This is a genomic window from Mycolicibacterium agri (assembly GCF_002553505.1).
In the GTDB taxonomy this organism is placed as follows: Bacteria; Actinomycetota; Actinomycetes; order Mycobacteriales; family Mycobacteriaceae; genus Mycobacterium; species Mycobacterium agri.
This window is the reverse complement of the sequence record NZ_PDCP01000068.1, coordinates 1-17,592: the sequence shown is the minus strand read 5'-3', so window position 1 is coordinate 17,592 and position 17,592 is coordinate 1. Positions and strand designations below refer to the sequence as shown.

Annotated in this window: 17 protein-coding genes and 2 pseudogenes; 14 read left to right on the top strand and 5 right to left on the bottom strand. The window is 68.0% G+C overall.

Annotation, left to right across the window (positions count from 1 at the left end; translation table 11 throughout):
- Nucleotides 1–103: 103 nt before the first annotated feature.
- A pseudogene (locus tag CQY20_RS26060) lies at nucleotides 104–1,547 on the bottom strand (aldehyde dehydrogenase).
- 301 nt (nucleotides 1,548–1,848) lie between these two features.
- Between CQY20_RS26060 and CQY20_RS26055 the strand changes: the two are divergent.
- From CQY20_RS26055 to CQY20_RS26045, 3 genes are all read left to right on the top strand, one after another.
- Complete coding sequence (locus tag CQY20_RS26055; RefSeq protein ID WP_133119134.1) at nucleotides 1,849–3,696, top strand: hypothetical protein; 1,848 nt, start codon at nucleotides 1,849–1,851, stop codon at nucleotides 3,694–3,696.
- A gap of 160 nt (nucleotides 3,697–3,856) precedes the next feature.
- Nucleotides 3,857–4,933, top strand: a complete 1,077-nt coding sequence (locus CQY20_RS26050) for an NAD(P)H-dependent amine dehydrogenase family protein (RefSeq protein ID WP_097942984.1) — start codon at nucleotides 3,857–3,859, stop codon at nucleotides 4,931–4,933.
- Nucleotides 4,934–4,971: 38 nt separating this feature from the next.
- Nucleotides 4,972–5,712, top strand: a complete 741-nt coding sequence (locus tag CQY20_RS26045) for a glucose 1-dehydrogenase (protein ID WP_097942982.1) — start codon at nucleotides 4,972–4,974, stop codon at nucleotides 5,710–5,712.
- Nucleotides 5,713–5,716: 4 nt separating this feature from the next.
- Here the strand turns inward: CQY20_RS26045 and CQY20_RS26040 are convergent, their stop codons facing one another.
- The 3 genes from CQY20_RS26040 to CQY20_RS26030 are packed head-to-tail and all read right to left on the bottom strand — an operon-like array spanning nucleotide 5,717 to nucleotide 7,168.
- Entirely contained in the window at nucleotides 5,717–6,025 is a 309-nt protein-coding gene (locus tag CQY20_RS26040; RefSeq protein ID WP_097942980.1) for a DUF3618 domain-containing protein, read from the bottom strand.
- Nucleotides 6,022–6,423, bottom strand: a complete 402-nt coding sequence (locus CQY20_RS26035; RefSeq protein WP_097942979.1) for a phage holin family protein — start codon at nucleotides 6,421–6,423, stop codon at nucleotides 6,022–6,024. Before CQY20_RS26035 ends, CQY20_RS26040 begins: the two co-directional genes overlap by 4 nt.
- A gap of 37 nt (nucleotides 6,424–6,460) precedes the next feature.
- Nucleotides 6,461–7,168 (bottom strand): GAF and ANTAR domain-containing protein, encoded by a 708-nt coding sequence (locus tag CQY20_RS26030; protein WP_097943003.1) that lies wholly within the window; start codon nucleotides 7,166–7,168, stop codon nucleotides 6,461–6,463.
- Nucleotides 7,169–7,232: 64 nt separating this feature from the next.
- Between CQY20_RS26030 and CQY20_RS26025 the strand changes: the two genes are divergently transcribed.
- Entirely contained in the window at nucleotides 7,233–8,327 is a 1,095-nt protein-coding gene (locus CQY20_RS26025) for a hypothetical protein (protein WP_234816422.1), read from the top strand.
- Here CQY20_RS26025 and CQY20_RS26020 read toward each other — a convergent pair.
- Entirely contained in the window at nucleotides 8,299–8,796 is a 498-nt protein-coding gene (locus CQY20_RS26020) for a DUF1990 domain-containing protein (protein WP_097942977.1), read from the bottom strand. The two genes, CQY20_RS26025 and CQY20_RS26020, sit on opposite strands and share 29 nt — an antisense overlap.
- A gap of 37 nt (nucleotides 8,797–8,833) precedes the next feature.
- On the opposite strand from CQY20_RS26020, the gene CQY20_RS26015 reads away from it, so the two are divergent.
- The 10 genes and pseudogenes from CQY20_RS26015 to CQY20_RS25970 all read left to right on the top strand — a co-directional run.
- A complete protein-coding gene (locus CQY20_RS26015) occupies nucleotides 8,834–9,709 on the top strand; it encodes an aldo/keto reductase (RefSeq protein ID WP_097942975.1) in 876 nt (291 codons plus the stop codon).
- 42 nt (nucleotides 9,710–9,751) lie between these two features.
- On the top strand, nucleotides 9,752–10,378 hold the full coding sequence (locus CQY20_RS26010; RefSeq protein ID WP_097942973.1) for a PaaI family thioesterase: 627 nt from the start codon (nucleotides 9,752–9,754) through the stop codon (nucleotides 10,376–10,378).
- Entirely contained in the window at nucleotides 10,375–10,821 is a 447-nt protein-coding gene (locus tag CQY20_RS26005; RefSeq protein WP_097942971.1) for a TIGR02611 family protein, read from the top strand. The genes CQY20_RS26010 and CQY20_RS26005 overlap by 4 nt, the downstream gene beginning before the upstream one ends.
- Before the next feature lie 63 nt (nucleotides 10,822–10,884).
- Complete coding sequence (gene thrS, locus CQY20_RS26000; RefSeq protein WP_097942969.1) at nucleotides 10,885–12,939, top strand: threonine--tRNA ligase; 2,055 nt, start codon at nucleotides 10,885–10,887, stop codon at nucleotides 12,937–12,939.
- Nucleotides 12,936–13,526: an ATP adenylyltransferase gene (locus tag CQY20_RS25995; RefSeq protein ID WP_097942967.1), complete on the top strand. Its 591-nt coding sequence runs from the start codon at nucleotides 12,936–12,938 to the stop codon at nucleotides 13,524–13,526. Before thrS ends, CQY20_RS25995 begins: the two co-directional genes overlap by 4 nt.
- Complete coding sequence (gene pgsA / locus CQY20_RS25990) at nucleotides 13,523–14,233, top strand: phosphatidylinositol phosphate synthase (RefSeq protein WP_097942965.1); 711 nt, start codon at nucleotides 13,523–13,525, stop codon at nucleotides 14,231–14,233. The genes CQY20_RS25995 and pgsA overlap by 4 nt, the downstream gene beginning before the upstream one ends.
- 86 nt (nucleotides 14,234–14,319) lie before the next feature.
- Nucleotides 14,320–15,228: a phosphatidylinositol mannoside acyltransferase gene (locus CQY20_RS25985; RefSeq protein ID WP_234816424.1), complete on the top strand. Its 909-nt coding sequence runs from the start codon at nucleotides 14,320–14,322 to the stop codon at nucleotides 15,226–15,228.
- Nucleotides 15,228–16,352 (top strand): glycosyltransferase family 4 protein, encoded by a 1,125-nt coding sequence (locus tag CQY20_RS25980; protein ID WP_097942961.1) that lies wholly within the window; start codon nucleotides 15,228–15,230, stop codon nucleotides 16,350–16,352. Before CQY20_RS25985 ends, CQY20_RS25980 begins: the two co-directional genes overlap by 1 nt.
- The gene (locus CQY20_RS25975) at nucleotides 16,352–17,386 is read left to right on the top strand and encodes an NUDIX hydrolase (RefSeq protein ID WP_174814634.1); all 1,035 of its coding nucleotides are present in this window, start codon (nucleotides 16,352–16,354) and stop codon (nucleotides 17,384–17,386) included. The genes CQY20_RS25980 and CQY20_RS25975 overlap by 1 nt, the downstream gene beginning before the upstream one ends.
- A 66-nt stretch (nucleotides 17,387–17,452) precedes the next feature.
- Nucleotides 17,453–17,592 (top strand): annotated as a pseudogene (locus tag CQY20_RS25970) (pyridoxal 5'-phosphate synthase lyase subunit PdxS); the annotation flags it as partial.

Genomic DNA, 17,592 nt, shown 5'->3' with positions numbered 1-17,592 from the left:
TACTAATTCAGTGTTGCGAGCATAACTTCGCCGGGCGACAAACGCGGCGAAACGGACAGCTAATAGAGTTTGCTGTAATGATCTTGCGGCGGGGCGCCCATGATCAGTTCGGGTAGATGATCGACTGGTATTCGATGTAGGGGTCGATGCCCTCCGGTCCGCACTCGCGCCCGATGCCCGACTTCTTGAATCCGCCGAACGGCGATTTGAAGTCGGCGAGCATCGCCGAGTTGACCGGCACGGTGCCGGTCCGCAGCCGGGCGGCGACCTGCGCGCCGTGTTCGACGTCGGCCGTCCACACCGAACCCGACAACCCGTAGTCGGAGTCGTTGGCGATGCGCACCGCGTCGTCCTCGGTCTCGTACGGGATGACCGACAGCACCGGCCCGAAGATCTCCTCGCGGGCGATCCGCATCGCGTTGTCGACGTCGTAGAACACCGTCGGCTCGATGAACCAACCCTTCTCCAGGTGCGCCGGGGTACCGCCGCCGACGGCCAGCTTGGCGCCCTCGCCCTTGCCCGCCTCCAGCAGCCCGACGATCTTGTCGCGCTGCCGTTCGGCCACCACCGGGCCGACGGCGGTCTCCGGATCGTTGGGATCGCCGACCGTCATCGCGCCGACACCGGCGGCGAGTGCGTCGACCAGTTCCCGATACCGCGTGCGCGGGGCCAGGATTCGGGTCTGTGCGGCGCAGGCCTGCCCGTTGTTCAGCAGCCCGGCCATGATGATGTTCTGCAGTTGCGCGTCGAGGTCGACGTCGTCGAGCACGATGGCCGCGGATTTGCCGCCCAACTCGAGGGTGACCCGCTTGATCTGCGCACCGCACAGTTCGCCGATACGCGCGCCTGTCGCCGTGGAACCGGTGAAGCTCACCTTGTCGACGCCGGAATGGGTGACGATGTGCTCGCTGGCTTCGCGCGACGCGGCAACGATGTTGACCACGCCCGGCGGCAGGCCCGCGTCGAGCACCGCCTCGGCGAGCAGATAGGGGTCGAACGCGGACTCGGGCGCCGGCTTGAGCACCATCGTCGACCCCGACGCCAGACACGGCCCGAGCTTCATCGCCATGATGTACAGCGGCACGTTCCAGGGAACGATCCCTGCGCACACGCCCACGGGCGCCCGGCGCACCCGCACCTTCTGGCCCATCGCGCCGACACGCTCGTCGCTCCACGGATAACTGCGGCGTGATGTCGGCGTAAATATCGAAGAGCATGGTGGCCGACAGCACCTGCACCCCCAACGACTGCTGCGCGGGTGCGCCGTTCTCGTTGGTGATGACAGTGGCCAGGTCGGCGGCGCGCGCCTGCAAGGCCTGCGACAGCGCGGCGATCGCGTCGGCGCGCTCGTCGGGTGTGAAGTGCGGCCACGGGCCGTTGTCGAACGCGTCGCGGGCGGCGGCCACGGCGCGGTCGATGTCGGCCGGTGACCCGTCGGGGGTGCGCGCGTACACCTCTTCGGTGACCGGCGAAATGACGTCAATCGTGCGGTCGGTGGCGGGTGCCACCCATTCGTTGCCGATGAACAGCCGGTCACGTGTCTGCATGGGGCACTCCGATCACGTTGAGGTGTGCGTCGATCGTAGGTCTGTAACGCATTCGAATATCCGAAGCGATTGAACTGTTGGAACCGGTTGGTCGCTCCGCCACTAGCGTCCCTCCCGGGCCCGTAGCACCGCGGCGCCTGCTGGCCCTTGGCCAGAGTCGGGGGAGTTGCTGCATAGCAGCGGTGGCGGCTAGCCGCCCACACCCTGACCAGAGGAGTCGAGACAAAAAATGCGTGTCCCCCTTCGAACCTGCTTCCACCGGAGCACCGTTGCGGTGTTGGCGTCGGGAGTCGTCATTTCCATGAGTGCGCTCACCGGGGGAGTAGCGCCGGCCCTCGCCAAGCCAGACAAGAACGATCCTGGCCCGCCGATCGTCCCGACATGGGTCCCTGAGGCGCCGAAGCACGAGGCGCCCCGTGAGGCGCCGCGTGCGCCGAAGCAGGAGCGTGCGCCGAAATGGGAGGCGCCGCCGCAGCAGGCGCCGCAAGCGCCGCGGTTCGAACCGCCGGCACCGCGGCAGGAAGCTCCGGCGCCACGGCAGGTAGCCCCGGCACCCGTGCAGGAGGCGCCCGCGCCGAAGCCCGCCCCAGCGCCCGAGCCGCAAGCGCCCGTCGTTCAGGCGCCACCCAGGCAGGAAGCTCCCCGCGTGGTGGATCCGCCCAAGGAGCAACCCCAGGTCGAGGCGCCAAAACAGCAACCCCAGGTCGAGGCGCCCAGGGAGCAACCCCAGGTCGAGGCGCCGAAGGTGAACGCGCCCAAGCCGGACGAGCCGAAGGCACCGAACGCAGATGCGCCCGACGGACCGACCAGCGAGCGGCCAAACAGCGAGCGGCCGAACGCCGGGCGGCCAAACGTCGAGGCGCCGAAGAACGACGCCGCGCCGGGTGATTCGCCCAAGGGGCCGAACGCCGACGGGCCGGCACTGCTGCCCGGCACCGACGGGGCGGCCAAGCCGGACGACCCGAAGCAGGAGTCGCCGAGGAACCAGTTCCCCGGGCAGAAGCCGGACGGCGAGAAGCCTGATGGCGAGAAGCCGGGCGCAACCGGCGAGAAGCCCGGCCGCAACGGCGAGACGCCGGGCGCTCAGCAACCGCGCAACGAGCAGGAGAAGCCGGGCTCCGGCGGCGACGAGCAGCAACCGTCGAAGGCCGCCAAGCGGATTCCGACGATTGAGCCCGAGACGATGGACGCACCCGAGCCGGACATCGAACTGGCCAAGAAGGCCGAGCCGATCGAGGTGAAGCCCGAACCGGCGAAGAAGGACGATGTCGCCTTCCTGTCCAGCGCGCTCAACCTGTCGAGCAAGACGAAGCTGGGTCCGTTCGAGTCCGAATTCCACGTGGGATCGGAGTTCAAGATCGACGACCGCCACCGCGACTGGGACCACGATCGCGACTGGGATCGCCACCGCGACCGTGATCATCACTGGGATTGGGATAAGAAGCACTGGGACAAGAAGATTCGCCAGTGGGACCGCCGGTGGATCGAATACGACCGCTGGTATCGGCCGGTGTTCTTCAACCCGTACCGGGCGCCGGTGCGGATCGTCTACGTCTACGACCGGGCTCCGCGCATCGTCTACCTGCCGCCGTTGAGCCGGGTGGTGGTGGACGCCGCCGCGCTGGCCGCCTACAGCTTCACCGCGGTGGTGCTCAATGCGGCGAACCTGGCCGCGGACGTGGCCGTGGGCACCTTCTTCGGCGGCGGATACGTCCCGCCGATCGGGGCGCCGTTCGTGCCGCCGCCTCCGCTGCTGCGCTACGACAACGTGCCCGTCCAGGTGCGCTACTCGAACGCCACCTACGAGCCGTTCCGGGTCCGGCAGATCGTCGATGTCGGCGACGACGTGCAGTACGGCGGACGCAAGGTGTTGCTCGACGGTGCGACACCGGTTTGGGGCCAATGGGCCACGGCGCCCAACGGTGAGCGGCAGTTCGAGGTGCACCGCACCCAGCAGTACCCGGGCTTGGGTGAACCGCAGGAGGCGCCGCTGCCCGGCGACTACCAGATGCAGCTGGCTTCCGACGAGTCGGCGGGCATCGACCACACGCAGCTGTATCTGGTGGCGGCGGCCGGAGTGGTCGCGGGTCTCGGCATAGCGGCGCTCGGCCTCGCGTTCTACCTCGGGCGGCGCCGCCCGCAGGCGTAACGGCGCCAGCTGGAGTGCTGGACAGATGTCCGGCACTCCAGCTGATCAAGCGGTCTCCTCGTCGTCGCGTGCCGGTGCGCGCCAACGACCAGCCTTGTTCGGCTCGGCGCGCATCCGATAACTTGGACAGCTGTCCAGCCGCGGCCTTGAGGAGACGACCATGGCGATCCGCGTCGCACACATCGGCACGGGCAACGTCGGAAGCATCGCGCTCAACCACCTGATCAGCGATCCGCGTTTCGAGTTGACCGGGGTGTGGGTGTCGTCGGACGAGAAGGTCGGCAAGGACGCCGCCGAACTCGCCGGTCTCGACACCCCGACCGGCGTCGCCGCGACCAACGACCTCGGCGCGCTGCTCGCCGCCAAGCCCGACTGCGCCGTCTACTGCGCGATGGGCGACAACCGCATCCCCGAAGCCGTCGCCGACGTGCTGCGCATCCTGTCGGCAGGCATCAACATCGTCGGCACCTCTCCCGGGGTGTTTCAGTACCCGTGGGGCGTGATGCCCGACAAGTACATCGCGCCGGTGGAACAAGCTGCGCAACAGGGCAATTCGAGTCTGTTCATCTCCGGGGTCGACCCCGGCTTCGCTAACGACCTGATCCCGTTCGCATTCGCGAGCACCTGCCAGAGCATCGAGCAGGTGCGGTGCATGGAGATCGCCGACTACGCCACCTACGACGGTTCCACCGTGATGTTCGACGTGATGGGCTTCGGCTGGCCGTTGAACGAGACGCCAATGTTGTTGCAGCCCGGCGTACTTGGCATGGCGTGGGGCACCACGATCCGTCAGCTGGCCGCAGGCTTCGGCATCGAGGTCGACGAGATCAAGGACTCCTGCACCCGGATTCCCGCGCCCGATGCGTTCGACGTCGCGGCCGGCCACATCCCGCAGGGCGGCCAGGCCGCGCTGCGGTTCGAGATCCACGGCATGGTGAAAGGTAAGGCCGCCATCGTCATCGACCACGTCACCCGGCTGCGCGAAGACCTGTGTCCGGACTGGCCGCAACCCGCACAGCCCGGCGGTTCGTACAAGGTCGAGATCGTCGGCGAACCGTCCTATACCGTCGACATCTGTCCGACCAGCCGCAAGGGCGACCACAACTACGCCGCGATCGCGGCGGGCGCGGGCCGGGTGGTCAACGCCATCCCCGCGGTCGTTGCCGCGCCACCGGGCATCAGGACGACGCTGGATCTGCCGCTTATCACCGGCAAGGGACTGTTCGCCACCAATTAGGTTGTGCGACAAGGCGCTAGCAGCAGAGGAGAACACGCATGGGACGGGTGGACGGAAAGGTCGCACTCATCAGCGGCGGCGCGCGGGGCATGGGCGCCGCGCACGCCCGGATGCTGGTCAAGGAGGGCGCCAAGGTCGTCGTCGGCGACATCCTCGACGAGGAGGGCAAAGCGCTGGCCGAGGAGATCGGCGACGGCGCGCGCTACATCCACCTCGACGTCACCCAGCCCGATCAGTGGCAGGCCGCCGTCGACACCGCCGTCGACGAATTCGGCAAGCTGAATGTGCTTGTCAACAACGCGGGCATCGTCGCGCTGGGACCGCTCAAGAAGTTCGATCTGGCCGAGTGGCAGAAGGTCATCGACGTCAACCTGACCGGCACGTTCCTCGGCATGCGCGCAGCCGTTGCGCCGATGATCGATGCGGGCGGCGGATCGATCATCAACGTGTCGTCGATCGAAGGGCTGCGTGGCGCGCCGTTCGTCCACCCGTACGTCGCGTCCAAATGGGCCGTCCGCGGGCTGGCCAAGTCGGCCGCACTCGAATTGGCGCCCAAGAACATTCGCGTAAACTCCGTGCACCCGGGCTTCATCCGCACACCGATGACCTCACACCTGCCCGAGGACATGGTGACGATCCCGCTGGGCCGTCCGGCCGAACCGGAGGAGGTCTCGACCTTCATCGTGTTTCTGGCCAGCGACGAATCGTCGTATGCGACGGGCAGCGAGTTCGTCATGGACGGCGGACTGGTCACCGACGTGCCGCACAAACAGATGTAGCGTTTCAGCTCCTGCGCCGCCGGATCAGCCACAGCAGCGCGACCATGCCGACGACGACGGCGGCCGCGGTCGGAACGGTCACCTTGGCTCGCCCGTCGTCGATCGCGGCGTGCTGCACCGCGTGCGCCTTCTCGGCGACCCGCGCCTTGGTCTCGGCGGCCTTTTCTTTCGTCCGCTGCTTCACGTCGAGCTTGGCCGACAGGTCCTCGACCGTCTGGCCGAGTTCTTTGCGGGTCTGCGCGATGTCATCCTGCAGTTCGGCGATGCCGGCATCGGGGCCGGGTTCCGGCCGAACGGGTTCGGGCTGGCTCATTGACGCGCTTCTTTCAGTTGATTGATGTCGGCCTTGACGCTCTCGACGCTCTGCCTCGGCGGTGGGGCCACCTCACGGGCCTGCTTGCGGCTCAACAGCGCGGCGATTCCCGCGAAGATGAACAGCACCGCGGCCACGATGAGCGCCGCCGCCCACACGGGCAGGACCAGCGACAGCGCGGCGACTCCCGCCGCCACCACGGTCATCAGCCCGAGCACCGCGAGCAGACCGGCCGCACTGATCAGGCCCGCTCCCTTGCCGGCGTGCTTCGCCGACTCCTGTAGTTCCTTGGTGGCCAGCCGCATCTCGTCGCGAACGAGCCGAGACGTCTGCGTCGACAACTGACTCATCAACTCGCCGATCGACTGACCGTTGGTCGACTTCGTTTCCACACTCATGCCCGGTGGGTTGCCCCCGTCACATGAGACGAAACACTCAGCCGGTCGTGCCCTGCTGCTTTTCGATGAGATCGGTGGCTATCCGAATCAACGGCGTGTTGCTGTCCTGGGACAGCTTGCGCAGCATGTGGAACGCCTGGATCGCGTTGACCCCGTAGCGCTCCATCAGAATGCCCTTGGCCTGGCCGATGATGTCGCGGCTGGCCAACGCCTTCTTGAACTGCTCGTCGCGGCGGGCGGCGTTCCACGCCACCGACGAATGCGCCGCGAACACCAGCCCGACCGCCTTGGTCTCCTCGCTGAACGCGTGGGGCGTTTCTGCGTAGACGTTCAGCGCGCCCATCGTCTCGCCGGCGATCCACAGCTGGAACGCCATCACCGAGCGAATCGGGGTCTGCGCCAACGCGTCTCGGGCATACAGCGGGAACCGCTCATCGGTCTGCAGGTTCGCGACGTGGACCGTCTTCTGCTCCCACGCCGCTGTCAGGCAGGGGCCCTGGCGGTGACGCTGCTGGATCTCGTCGAGCAGCAACGGCCACCGGTGCGTCGCAGCCGGAGTGTCTATGTGCTTGGCGTTGCGGGTCACCGTCACACCGGCGTACCGGGCGCCGGGAATCTCGACCGCCGCATGCTCGGCGAGCTCGGCGATTACGGTGTCGGAGTCGGCGTCGGGGCGCCCGTAGAGCTCCTGCACGATCTCCGCGATCCGCCGGTGGGTGGCATCGACTGCGACATTGTTGTTCACGTGCACAATCCGATCGTCGGGGCGTAGTCAGCGTAAGGCTAACGCGGGCGTAAACGGAGGGAGTATGCAGATACAACGGCGCCATCGGCACGGGGCGATCACGCGCAGCGCCACCGGACCCGGTGCGGCCGAGGCATTCATCATCATTGCCATCGGCACCATCCTGATCACCCGCCTCTACCTGGAGTTGACCGGTTATCCGCAGGTCGGCGGCGGTGAGTTGCATATCGCGCACGCGCTGTGGGGCGGCGCGCTGATGATGCTTGCCCTGCTGATCGGCTGGATGATGCTGGGCCTCGGCGCCCGGGTCACGTGCGTGGTGCTCGGCGGAATCGGGTTCGGGTTGTTCCTCGACGAGATCGGCAAGTTCATCACCAAGACCAACGACTACTTCTACGGCGCCGCCCCCGAGATCATGTACATCCTCGTGGTGCTGATTCTTGTCGGCGCCCGCGTCGTCCGCGACTTCCGGCCGCTGAGCCCGCAGGAGTGCCTCGCGTCGGCGGCCTTGATCGCCTCCGACGGGATCGCGCGCGGCCTGGCGGTGCGGCGCCGCGAGATCGGCTTGAGCCTCGTCGAGCGCGCCCGCCGCGGCGGCGTCGACCCCGACGACGCGGCCCGCGTACAAGCACTGTTGTTGTCCGCCGACACCGCGTCGGATCGGTTGTATGCGTTGCAGGTCAAGGCATTACGGTTGATCCCCGGCTTCTTCCGCAGTCCGCGGTGGGTGCCGGTGATCGGCTGGCTCATGGTGATCAGCGCATTCTTCAGCGTCGTGTTGGGGGTGCTGGGCGGCGCGCTCGGCCGCTGGTACTACGTCGAAGAGGACGTCGTGCGGGAACTCGCCGGGTGGAGCCTCGCGTCGGTCATCCTGCTTGTCAGCGCGGTGCTCACGCTGGGCATGGCACTGCCGGCGATGATCGCCCGGCGCCGCACCGACGGCGTGTGGCCGCTGGTGTGGCTGCGCAACGCCGCACTGGTGTCCACCTTGCTGAACGCGCTGGTCGACTTCGCGACGAAGGGATTCGGCGCGCTGGCCAACGTGTCGCTCGGGCTGTTCGCGCTGGCCGTCCTGTCCTACCAGCTCGACATGGCCGCCAGGGCGGTTGGGCGTCCGCAGCAGCCGGCCGCTACAGCGCGCTCAGGTAGCGCCTCGTGACGACGCGCTGCGCCAGCGACGTGACCGGGGAGCCCAGCTTGCTCCACCAGGTGGCGTGCCGGGAGAACGCCGCCACCTCGGCGTGCACGTCGCCGGTGGACGGGTCGTAGCGCACGGCGAACATCTCCTCGCCCGACTCCGGATGGCCCGGCAGCGTGCCGTAGGCGAAGCCCCGGCGGTCGTCGTCGTCGATCACGTACACCACGCGGCACGGAGCGCGCAGCGGCCCGATGCCGACCAATACCTCCGAGCCGACGGCGGCGATCTCGGTGCTCGGCTCGACCCGCACCCCTGCGCCGCGCAGCATGCCCCACCGCATGACCTTGGCGGCCGCGTCGTCGAACCGGGCGCGTCCGCGGCCGATCACCCGCGATTCGCGCACGTGGTGGTACCCGTCGGGCAGCGGCCCGGCCGTCGCGCCGACTTCGGTGTAGGTCAGCGACAGGTTCGCCAATTCGTCCAGTCTCACCCCCACACCATGGCACCACCGGGCGTACGGTCGGCAGATGACCACTCCAACCGTCGCTCAAGCAGCAGGGTCGTTCGCCCTCGGCGGTGACCTCACCGTCAACAGGCTCGGCTTCGGCGCCATGCGCATCACTGGCAAGGGCGTCTGGGGCCCGCCCGACGACCGCGACGAATGCATCCGTGTGCTGCGTCGTGCGGTGGAACTCGGCGTCAACTTCATTGACACCGCCGACTCGTACGGTCCATATGTGTCCGAGGAACTGATCCGCGAGGCGCTCGCGCCCTACCCCGACGACCTCGTCATCGCCACCAAGGCCGGACTGCTGCGCACCGGCCCGGACATCTGGATCCCGCTCGGGTTCCCTGGATATCTGCGCCAGGAGGTCGAGATGAGCCTGCGGCGGCTCGGCGTCGAGCGAATCGACCTGTTTCAGTTGCACCGCATCGACAACAAGTTCCCGCTCGAGGATCAGATCGGCGAACTTGCCGCGCTGCAGCAGGAGGGCAAGATCCGCCACATCGGGCTCTCGGAGGTCGACGTCGTACAGCTGGAAGCCGCGCAGAAGGTGGCGCCCATTGTGTCGGTGCAGAACATGTACAACTTGTCCGCCCGCACCGCCGAACCGGTTCTCGAGGCGTGTGAGGCCAAGGGGCTGGCCTTCATCCCGTGGTTCCCGCTGGCCGCCGGGCCGCTGGCCGCACCCGACGGCCCGTTACAGCGCATCGCCACCGACCATCGCTCCACCCCGTCGCAGTTGGCGCTGGCTTGGCTGCTCAAGCGTTCGCCGGTGATGCTGCCCATCCCCGGCACATCGAAGGTCAGCCACCTCGAACAGAATGTGGCCGCTGCCCAGATCCAGCTCTCCGACGAGGAGTTCGAGACGCTGAGCAAGGCCGGCGCCGAGACCGACTGACCACGGCAACGGGTCGAACGGGACAGGCAATACGGTGATCAGGTGGCCACCGATACCAGCGAGGCGCATCCCGGCGGCGGGTTCAACCCGCCCGAACCGACCACCCGGGGCGGACCCGACTACGGCCGCTTCGTCGAGGCCGTCCGCACCTTGCAGGACCACACCCGGGCGGTCGACGCGCCCGACGACGTGATCACCAGGGCCGCCGACATGGTCGAGGCGGTGTGCGCGCTGCTGGCGCCGTTCGAGGCCGACGAGTGGACATCGCCGTCCGGCCGACGCATGGATCTGCCCAGCCGCGGCAACATCCTGCAGGTGCCCGCCGAGTTATCCGTCACCCCCGACAACACGATCGACGGCACCGTCCGCTTCCGCCGCTATCACCTCGGCCGCAACGGCGCCGTGCACGGCGGCGCGGTCGCTCAGATGTGGGATTCGGTGCTGGGTTTCGCCGCGTTCCGGCTCACCCGCAGCGTCGGGCAGCGCACCGCCTACCTACACGTCAACTACCGCAACATAGCGCCCATTCAGAAGGACCTGCGGGTCGAGGCCGAGGTCGAGCGCACCGAGGGCCGCAAGATCTTCGTCGCCGGACGCCTGCTGGACGGCGACGCGGTGCTCTCCGACGCGGCGGCGCTGTTCGTCAAGCTCAAGCCGGGCCAGCCGTGAGCGACGACCAATCCGCCATCCGGTCGAAAGTGTCGGCCGTCAAGCGGGGCTGGGGCCACTGGCGTGACCGGCTGCGTAAGCGGCCCAAGGCCGAGTTCACCTACCGCATCGGCGTCGCGGTGGTGGGCCTGACCGTGCTCGGCGTGGGCATCGTGGCCATCCCGTATCCGGGCCCCGGCTGGGCAATCGTCTTCATCGGGCTGGGAATTCTGGCCACCGAGTTCGAGTGGGCACGGCGGCTGCTGGCCTACGCCAAGTACCGCTACGACAAGGTGATGGACTGGTTTCACAGCCAGGGCCTGTGGGTGCAGATTCTCGGCGGTGCGGTCACGGCGTTGATCGTCGCCGTGACGCTGTGGCTGGTGGGTGCGCTGGACTGGACCGCCGAACTCGTCGGCGTCGAACATCCGTGGCTGAACAGCCCCATCGGGGTCGGGGATTGATGACGAGCCCCGATAGCATGGTCGCGTTCGTAAACACACCTGCCACACCCCGGAGAGTGACCGATGAGCGCCGCCCCCGACACCGCCCTAGCAGCCCCGATCAGGGTGGCTGCCGGGACGACCGCGGCGGCGGCAGTCCGCGAAGCGGGACTTCCCGGCCGGGGCGCCCCCGACGCCATCGTCGTCGTCCGTGACCCCGAGGGGCGGCTGCGCGACCTGAGCTGGGTGCCCGACTCCGACGTCGAGGTGACGCCGGTGCCTGCCAACAGCGAGGAAGGCCGCAGCGTGATCCGGCACTCCGCGGCGCACGTGCTGGCGCAGGCGGTGCAGGAGATGTTCCCCGAGGCCAAGCTCGGCATCGGCCCGCCGATCACCGACGGCTTCTACTACGACTTCGACGTGCCCGCGGCGTTCACCCCCGAGGACCTCGAGGCGCTGGAGAAGCGGATGCGCCAGATCGTCAAAGAGGGCCAGCTGTTCTCCCGTCGCGTCTACGCGTCGAAAGACGAAGCGCGCCAAGAGCTCGCCGACGAGCCCTACAAGCTCGAGCTCGTCGACGACAAGTCCGGCGACCCCGAGGTGATGGAGGTCGGCGGTGACGAGCTCACCGCCTACGACAACCTCAATCCCCGCACCCGCGAACGTGTTTGGGGCGACCTGTGCCGCGGCCCGCACATCCCGACGACCAAGTACATTCCGGCGTTCAAGCTGACCCGCAGCTCGGCCGCCTACTGGCGCGGCGACCAGAACAACCCCAGCCTGCAGCGGATCTACGGCACCGCGTGGGAGTCGCAGGAGGCCCTCGACCGTTATCTGGAGCTGATCGAAGAGGCGCAGCGCCGCGACCACCGCAGGCTCGGTGCCGAACTCGACCTGTTCAGCTTCCCCGACGAAATCGGTTCCGGCCTTGCGGTTTTCCACCCCAAGGGCGGCATCATCCGCCGCGAGCTCGAGGACTACTCGCGTCGCAAGCACAACGAGGCGGGCTACCAGTTCGTCAACAGCCCGCACATCACCAAGGCGGAGCTGTTCAAGATCTCCGGCCATCTCGACTGGTACGCCGACGGGATGTTCCCGCCGATGCATCTGGACGCCGAGTACAACGCCGACGGCACGGTGCGCAAGCCGGGGCAGGATTACTACCTCAAGCCGATGAACTGTCCGATGCACTGCCTGATCTACCGGTCGCGGGGGCGGTCCTATCGGGAATTGCCGTTGCGGCTCTTCGAGTTCGGCACCGTTTACCGCTACGAGCTCTCCGGGGTCGTGCACGGGCTGACCCGGGTGCGCGGATTGACCATGGACGACGCGCACATCTACTGCACCCGCGACCAGATGCGCGACGAGCTGACCTCGCTGCTGCGCTTCGTGCTCGATCTGCTCGGCGACTACGGCCTGACCGAGTTCTATCTCGAGTTGTCCACCAAGGACCCCGAGAAATTCGTCGGCTCCGACGACATGTGGGAGGAAGCCACCAGCGTGCTGGCCGAGGTCGGTGAGGCGTCGGGACTGGAACTGGTGCCCGATCCCGGCGGCGCGGCGTTCTACGGCCCGAAGATCTCGGTGCAGGTGAAGGACGCGCTCGGGCGCAGCTGGCAGATGTCGACGATCCAGCTGGACTTCAATTTCCCGGAGCGCTTCGACCTGGAGTACACCGCCGCCGACGGCAGCAGGCAGCGGCCGGTGATGATCCACCGCGCCCTGTTCGGTTCGATCGAGCGGTTCTTCGGCATCCTCACCGAGCACTACGCAGGCGCCTTCCCGGCGTGGCTGGCGCCGGTGCAGGTGGTCGGCATACCAGTCGCCGACGCACATGTGCCGTATCTGGAAGGTGTTGCCGAACAGTTGAAGTCGCGCGGGATCCGCGTCGAGGTCGACACCAGCGACGACCGGATGGCCAAGAAGATCGTCAACCACACCAACCAGAAGGTGCCGTTCATGCTGCTGGCAGGCGACCGCGACGTCGAAGCCGGCGCGGTGAGCTTCCGGTTCGGTGACCGTAGCCAGATCAACGGGGTGCCCCGCGACGACGCGGTCGAGGCGATCGCCAATTGGATCGCCAACCGGGAAAACGCGGCTCCGAGCGCCGATCTCGTCAAGGTGGGCTCTGCGACGTGACGAACAACGACGAACACAAGGTCGTCGGCAATGACGAACGCACGGTCGTCGACCACGGGGTGGGGGAGCCCGACCATCTGCAGCGGCTGTGGACGCCGTACCGGATGAGCTACATCGCCGAGGCTCCGATGAAGGGCGGGTCGGCGGCGTCCGGGAAGTCCGAGCAGCCGTTCACCGACATCCCCACGCTGCCCGACGAGGAGGGTCTGGTAATTGCGCGCGGCGAGCTCGTCTACGTCGTGCTCAACCTCTACCCGTACAACCCCGGCCATTCGATGGTGGTGCCGTATCGGCGGGTGTCCGAGCTCGAGGACCTCACCGCCGAGGAGAGCGCCGAGCTGATGGCCTACACCCAGAAGCTGATTCGCGTCATCAAGGCGGTGTCGCAGCCGCACGGCTTCAACGTCGGGCTCAACCTCGGCAAGTCGGCGGGCGGCTCGCTGGCAGAACACCTGCACATGCACGTGGTGCCGCGGTGGAGCGGCGACGCGAACTTCATCACGATCATCGGCGGCGCCAAGACGGTTCCGCAGCTGCTGCGCGAGACGCGCGAGCTGCTCGCCAAGGAATGGGCCAGACAGTCGTGAGTGACTTCTACCTGATGACTCGGGCGGCGTACGCGAAGCTCTCGACGCCGGTGGCCAAGGCCGCGCTGCGCGCCGGCCTTACCCCCGACAGCATCACGATCATCGGTACCGCGGGCACCGTGATCGCCGCGCTGACGCTGTATCCCATCGGACAGTTGTGGTGGGGCTCGGTGGCGGTGTGGTTCTTCGTGCTGGCCGACATGCTCGACGGCGCGATGGCCCGCCAGCGGGGCGGCGGCACCCGGTTCGGCGCGGTGCTCGACGCGACCTGCGACCGGATCGCCGACGGCGCGGTGTTCTGCGGGCTGCTGTGGTGGGCGGCGTTCGGGCTGCGCAGCACCTCGCTCGTCGTCGCCATCATGATCTGCCTCGTCACGTCGCAGGTGATCTCCTACGTCAAGGCCAGGGCCGAGGCATCCGGGCTCAGCGGCGAGGGCGGCCTCATCGAAAGGCCGGAACGACTCATCATTGTGCTTGTCGGAGCGGGACTTTCGGATCTGCCGTTCTATCCGCTGCCGTGGATACTGCACATCGCGGTGTGGGTGCTCGCGGTGGCCAGCCTGATCACGCTCGGCCAGCGGGTGCACAGCGTGCGAACGTCGAACGGCGCGATGGATCCGCTCGTGAAGCCCGAAACAGGCGCGACCGACTCGGGCGACACCACCGAAGCCAAGGAGCATCACCCGCCCGCAGGTCAGGGGGACTGACCGTGATCACCACCCCGGCGGGACGACAGGCAGACGATGCTTCTGCTCCACGCGCGAGCGGTGGGGACTCCGGTGCCGGGGGCGGCTTGTCGCTCGGCGGCCGGCTGTCCGATCTCGGGTACGCCACGGGGTGGCGTGTCGTTCGGGCGATGCCGGACGCCGTCGCGCGCAACATGTTCGACGCGGGCGCGCGCTACTTCGCCCGCAACGGCGGGCCCGTGCAATTGCGCAAGAACTTGGCGCGTGTGCTGCGGGTGGCCCCGGGCGAGGTGCCCGACGACTTGATCCGCGCGTCGCTGGCCTCCTACGCCCGGTATTGGCGGGAGGCGTTCCGGCTGCCGTCGATGGACAAGGAGAAGCTGCGCGCCAGGCTCGACAACTGCCTCAACGGCCAGGAGCACCTCGACGGGGCGCTGGCCGACGGCCGCGGCGCCGTCTACGCGTTGCCGCACAGCGGCAACTGGGACATGGCCGGCGTGTGGCTCGTCCAGCACTACGGAACATTCACCACCGTGGCCGAGCGGCTCAAACCGGAATCGCTGTACAAGCGGTTCATCGACTACCGCGAATCGCTGGGCTTCGAGATCGTGCCGTTGACGGGCGGTGAGCGCCCGCCGTTCGAAGTGCTGTCGGAACGGTTGCGCGCCAACAAGTTCGTCTGTCTGCTTGCCGACCGCGACCTGACCCGCACCGGCGTCGAGGTCGAATTCTTCGGCGAGCCGACCCTGATGCCCGCAGGCCCGGCGAAGCTGGCCATCGAGACCGGCGCGCACCTCGTCCCTGCGCACATCTACAACACCGAGGACGCCTGGGTGTTCGACGTGTTCCCGCGACTGGACACGTCGTCGGGCGATGTCCAGGCCATCACGCAGGCGCTGGCGCATCAATTCGAGAAGGGCATCTCCGCCCATCCCGAGGACTGGCACATGCTGCAGCCGCAGTGGCTGGCCGACCTGAGCGAGGAACGCCGGGCCAGACTCAGGGGTGAGCGCTGATGCGCATCGGCATGGTGTGCCCCTATTCGTTCGACGTCCCCGGCGGCGTTCAGTCGCACGTGCTGCAGCTCGCCGAGGTGATGCGCGTGCAGGGGCACGAGGTGAGCGTGCTGGCGCCGTCGTCGCCGCACGCGGACCTGCCCGACTATGTGATCTCGGGCGGCAAGGCCGTCCCGATCCCGTACAACGGGTCGGTCGCCCGATTGCGGTTCGGCCCGGCCACCCACCGCAAGGTCAAGCGCTGGCTTCTCGAGGGCGACTTCGACGTGCTTCACCTGCATGAGCCGAACGCGCCGAGCCTGTCGATGCTGGCGCTGCAGGCCGCCGAAGGCCCGATCGTCGCGACATTTCACACCTCGACCACGAAATCGTTGACGCTCAGCGTCTTTCAGGGAATTCTGCGGCCCTATCACGAGAAGATCATCGGCCGCATCGCGGTGTCGGATCTGGCCCGGCGCTGGCAGATGGAGGCGCTGGGCTCCGACGCCGTCCAGATCCCCAACGGCGTCGATGTGGCGGCGTTCGCGACGGCCCAGCCGCTCGAGGGCTATCCACGGCCGGGCAAGTCGGTGTTGTTCCTCGGCCGCTACGACGAGCCCCGCAAGGGCATGGCCGTCCTGATCGAGGCGCTGCCCGCGCTGGTCGACCGGTTCCCCGATATCGAGATCCTCATCGTCGGCCGCGGCGACGAGGACAAGCTGCGCGAGGAGGCCGGCAAGCTGGCCGGGCATCTGCGGTTCCTCGGCCAGGTCAGCGACGAGGAGAAGGCCTCGGCGATGCGCAGCGCCGACGTGTACTGCGCACCTCACACCGGCGGCGAAAGCTTCGGCATCGTGCTGGTGGAGGCCATGGCCGCGGGCACCGCGGTGGTCGCCAGCGATCTCGACGCGTTCCGCCGTGTGCTCGAGGACGGCAAGGCCGGCAGGCTGGTGGCGGTCGACGACCCCGACGCGCTCGCCGAAGGGCTGATCGAGGTGCTCGAGAACGACGCCCTGCGCAACCGCTACATCGCGTTCGCGTGCGAGGCGGTGCATCGCTACGACTGGTCGGTGGTCGCCGACCAGATAATGCGGGTGTACGAGACCGTGACCGGTGCGGGGGTCAAGGTGCAGGTGGCCGACTGATGACGTGGATCGTCGTGACAGTTCTGGTGCTGCTGCTGGTGGCGCTGCTGCTGATCGCCGGCTGGGCCTACCAGACCGCGCACCGGCTGGACCGGCTGCACGTCCGCTACGACCTGTCCTGGCAGGCCCTCGACGGCGCGCTGGCCCGCCGCGCGGTGGTGGCGCGTGCCGTCGCCGTCGACGCCTATGGGGCAGGGCCCGAGGGCAAACGGCTGGCCAAGCTGGCCGACGCCGCCGAGCATGCGCCGCGGGCCAGCAGGGAGATCGCCGAGAACGAGCTGTCCGCGGCGCTGTCGCTGGTCGATCCGACATCGTTGCCCGCGGCCCTGGTCGCCGAACTCGCCGACGCCGAGGCGCGCGTGATGCTGGCCCGCCGGTTCCACAACGACGCCGTGCGCGACACGCTCGCGCTGCGTGAGCGACGGCCGGTGCGCTGGCTACGGCTGGGCGGAACCGCCGCACTGCCAACCTATTTCGAGATCGCCGAGCCGCCCGACCGCGATATCGGTGTGGTCAGCCGCCGCACCTCGGCGCGGGTCGTTCTACTCGACGAAACCGGGGCGGTGCTGCTGTTCTGCGGCTCCGACCCGGCGACCGAGGACAGCACCGGCCAGCCTGCGCCGCGTTGGTGGTTCACCCCGGGCGGAGCGGTGCAGCCGGGCGAAACGCTCATCGAGGCAGCGGTGCGCGAGCTGGAAGAGGAGACCGGGCTGACGGTGCCCGCCGCCGAGTTGATCGGTCCGGTGTGGCGACGCGACGCGGTGATCGACTTCAACGGCTCGGTCATCCGCAGCGAGGAGATGTTCTTTGTGCATCGCACCAAGCGGTTCGAGCCGTCCGGGTTGGGACGCACGGCGCTGGAGCGCCGCTACATCCATGGCCACCGCTGGTGCGATGAGACAATGATTGGTGAACTGGTCGCCAACGGCGAAACCGTCTACCCGTTGCAGCTCGGCGAGCTGCTGGCAGAGGCGAACGCGCTGGCCGATGCGCACGGAAACGAACCGCAGCGGCAACTGCAATCGATCCGCTGATGTGCGGATTTATTGGATTTGGCACCACCCTTAGACTGGATCAGTAGCCATTTGGAGGAGATAGCAGTGGAAACCGCAGCCGCACCGAACGGGCCAGGCGGCCAGACGGGCACCGGCACCGCCCGCGTCAAGCGTGGCATGGCCGAAATGCTCAAGGGCGGCGTGATCATGGACGTCGTCACGCCCGAGCAGGCTCGCATCGCCGA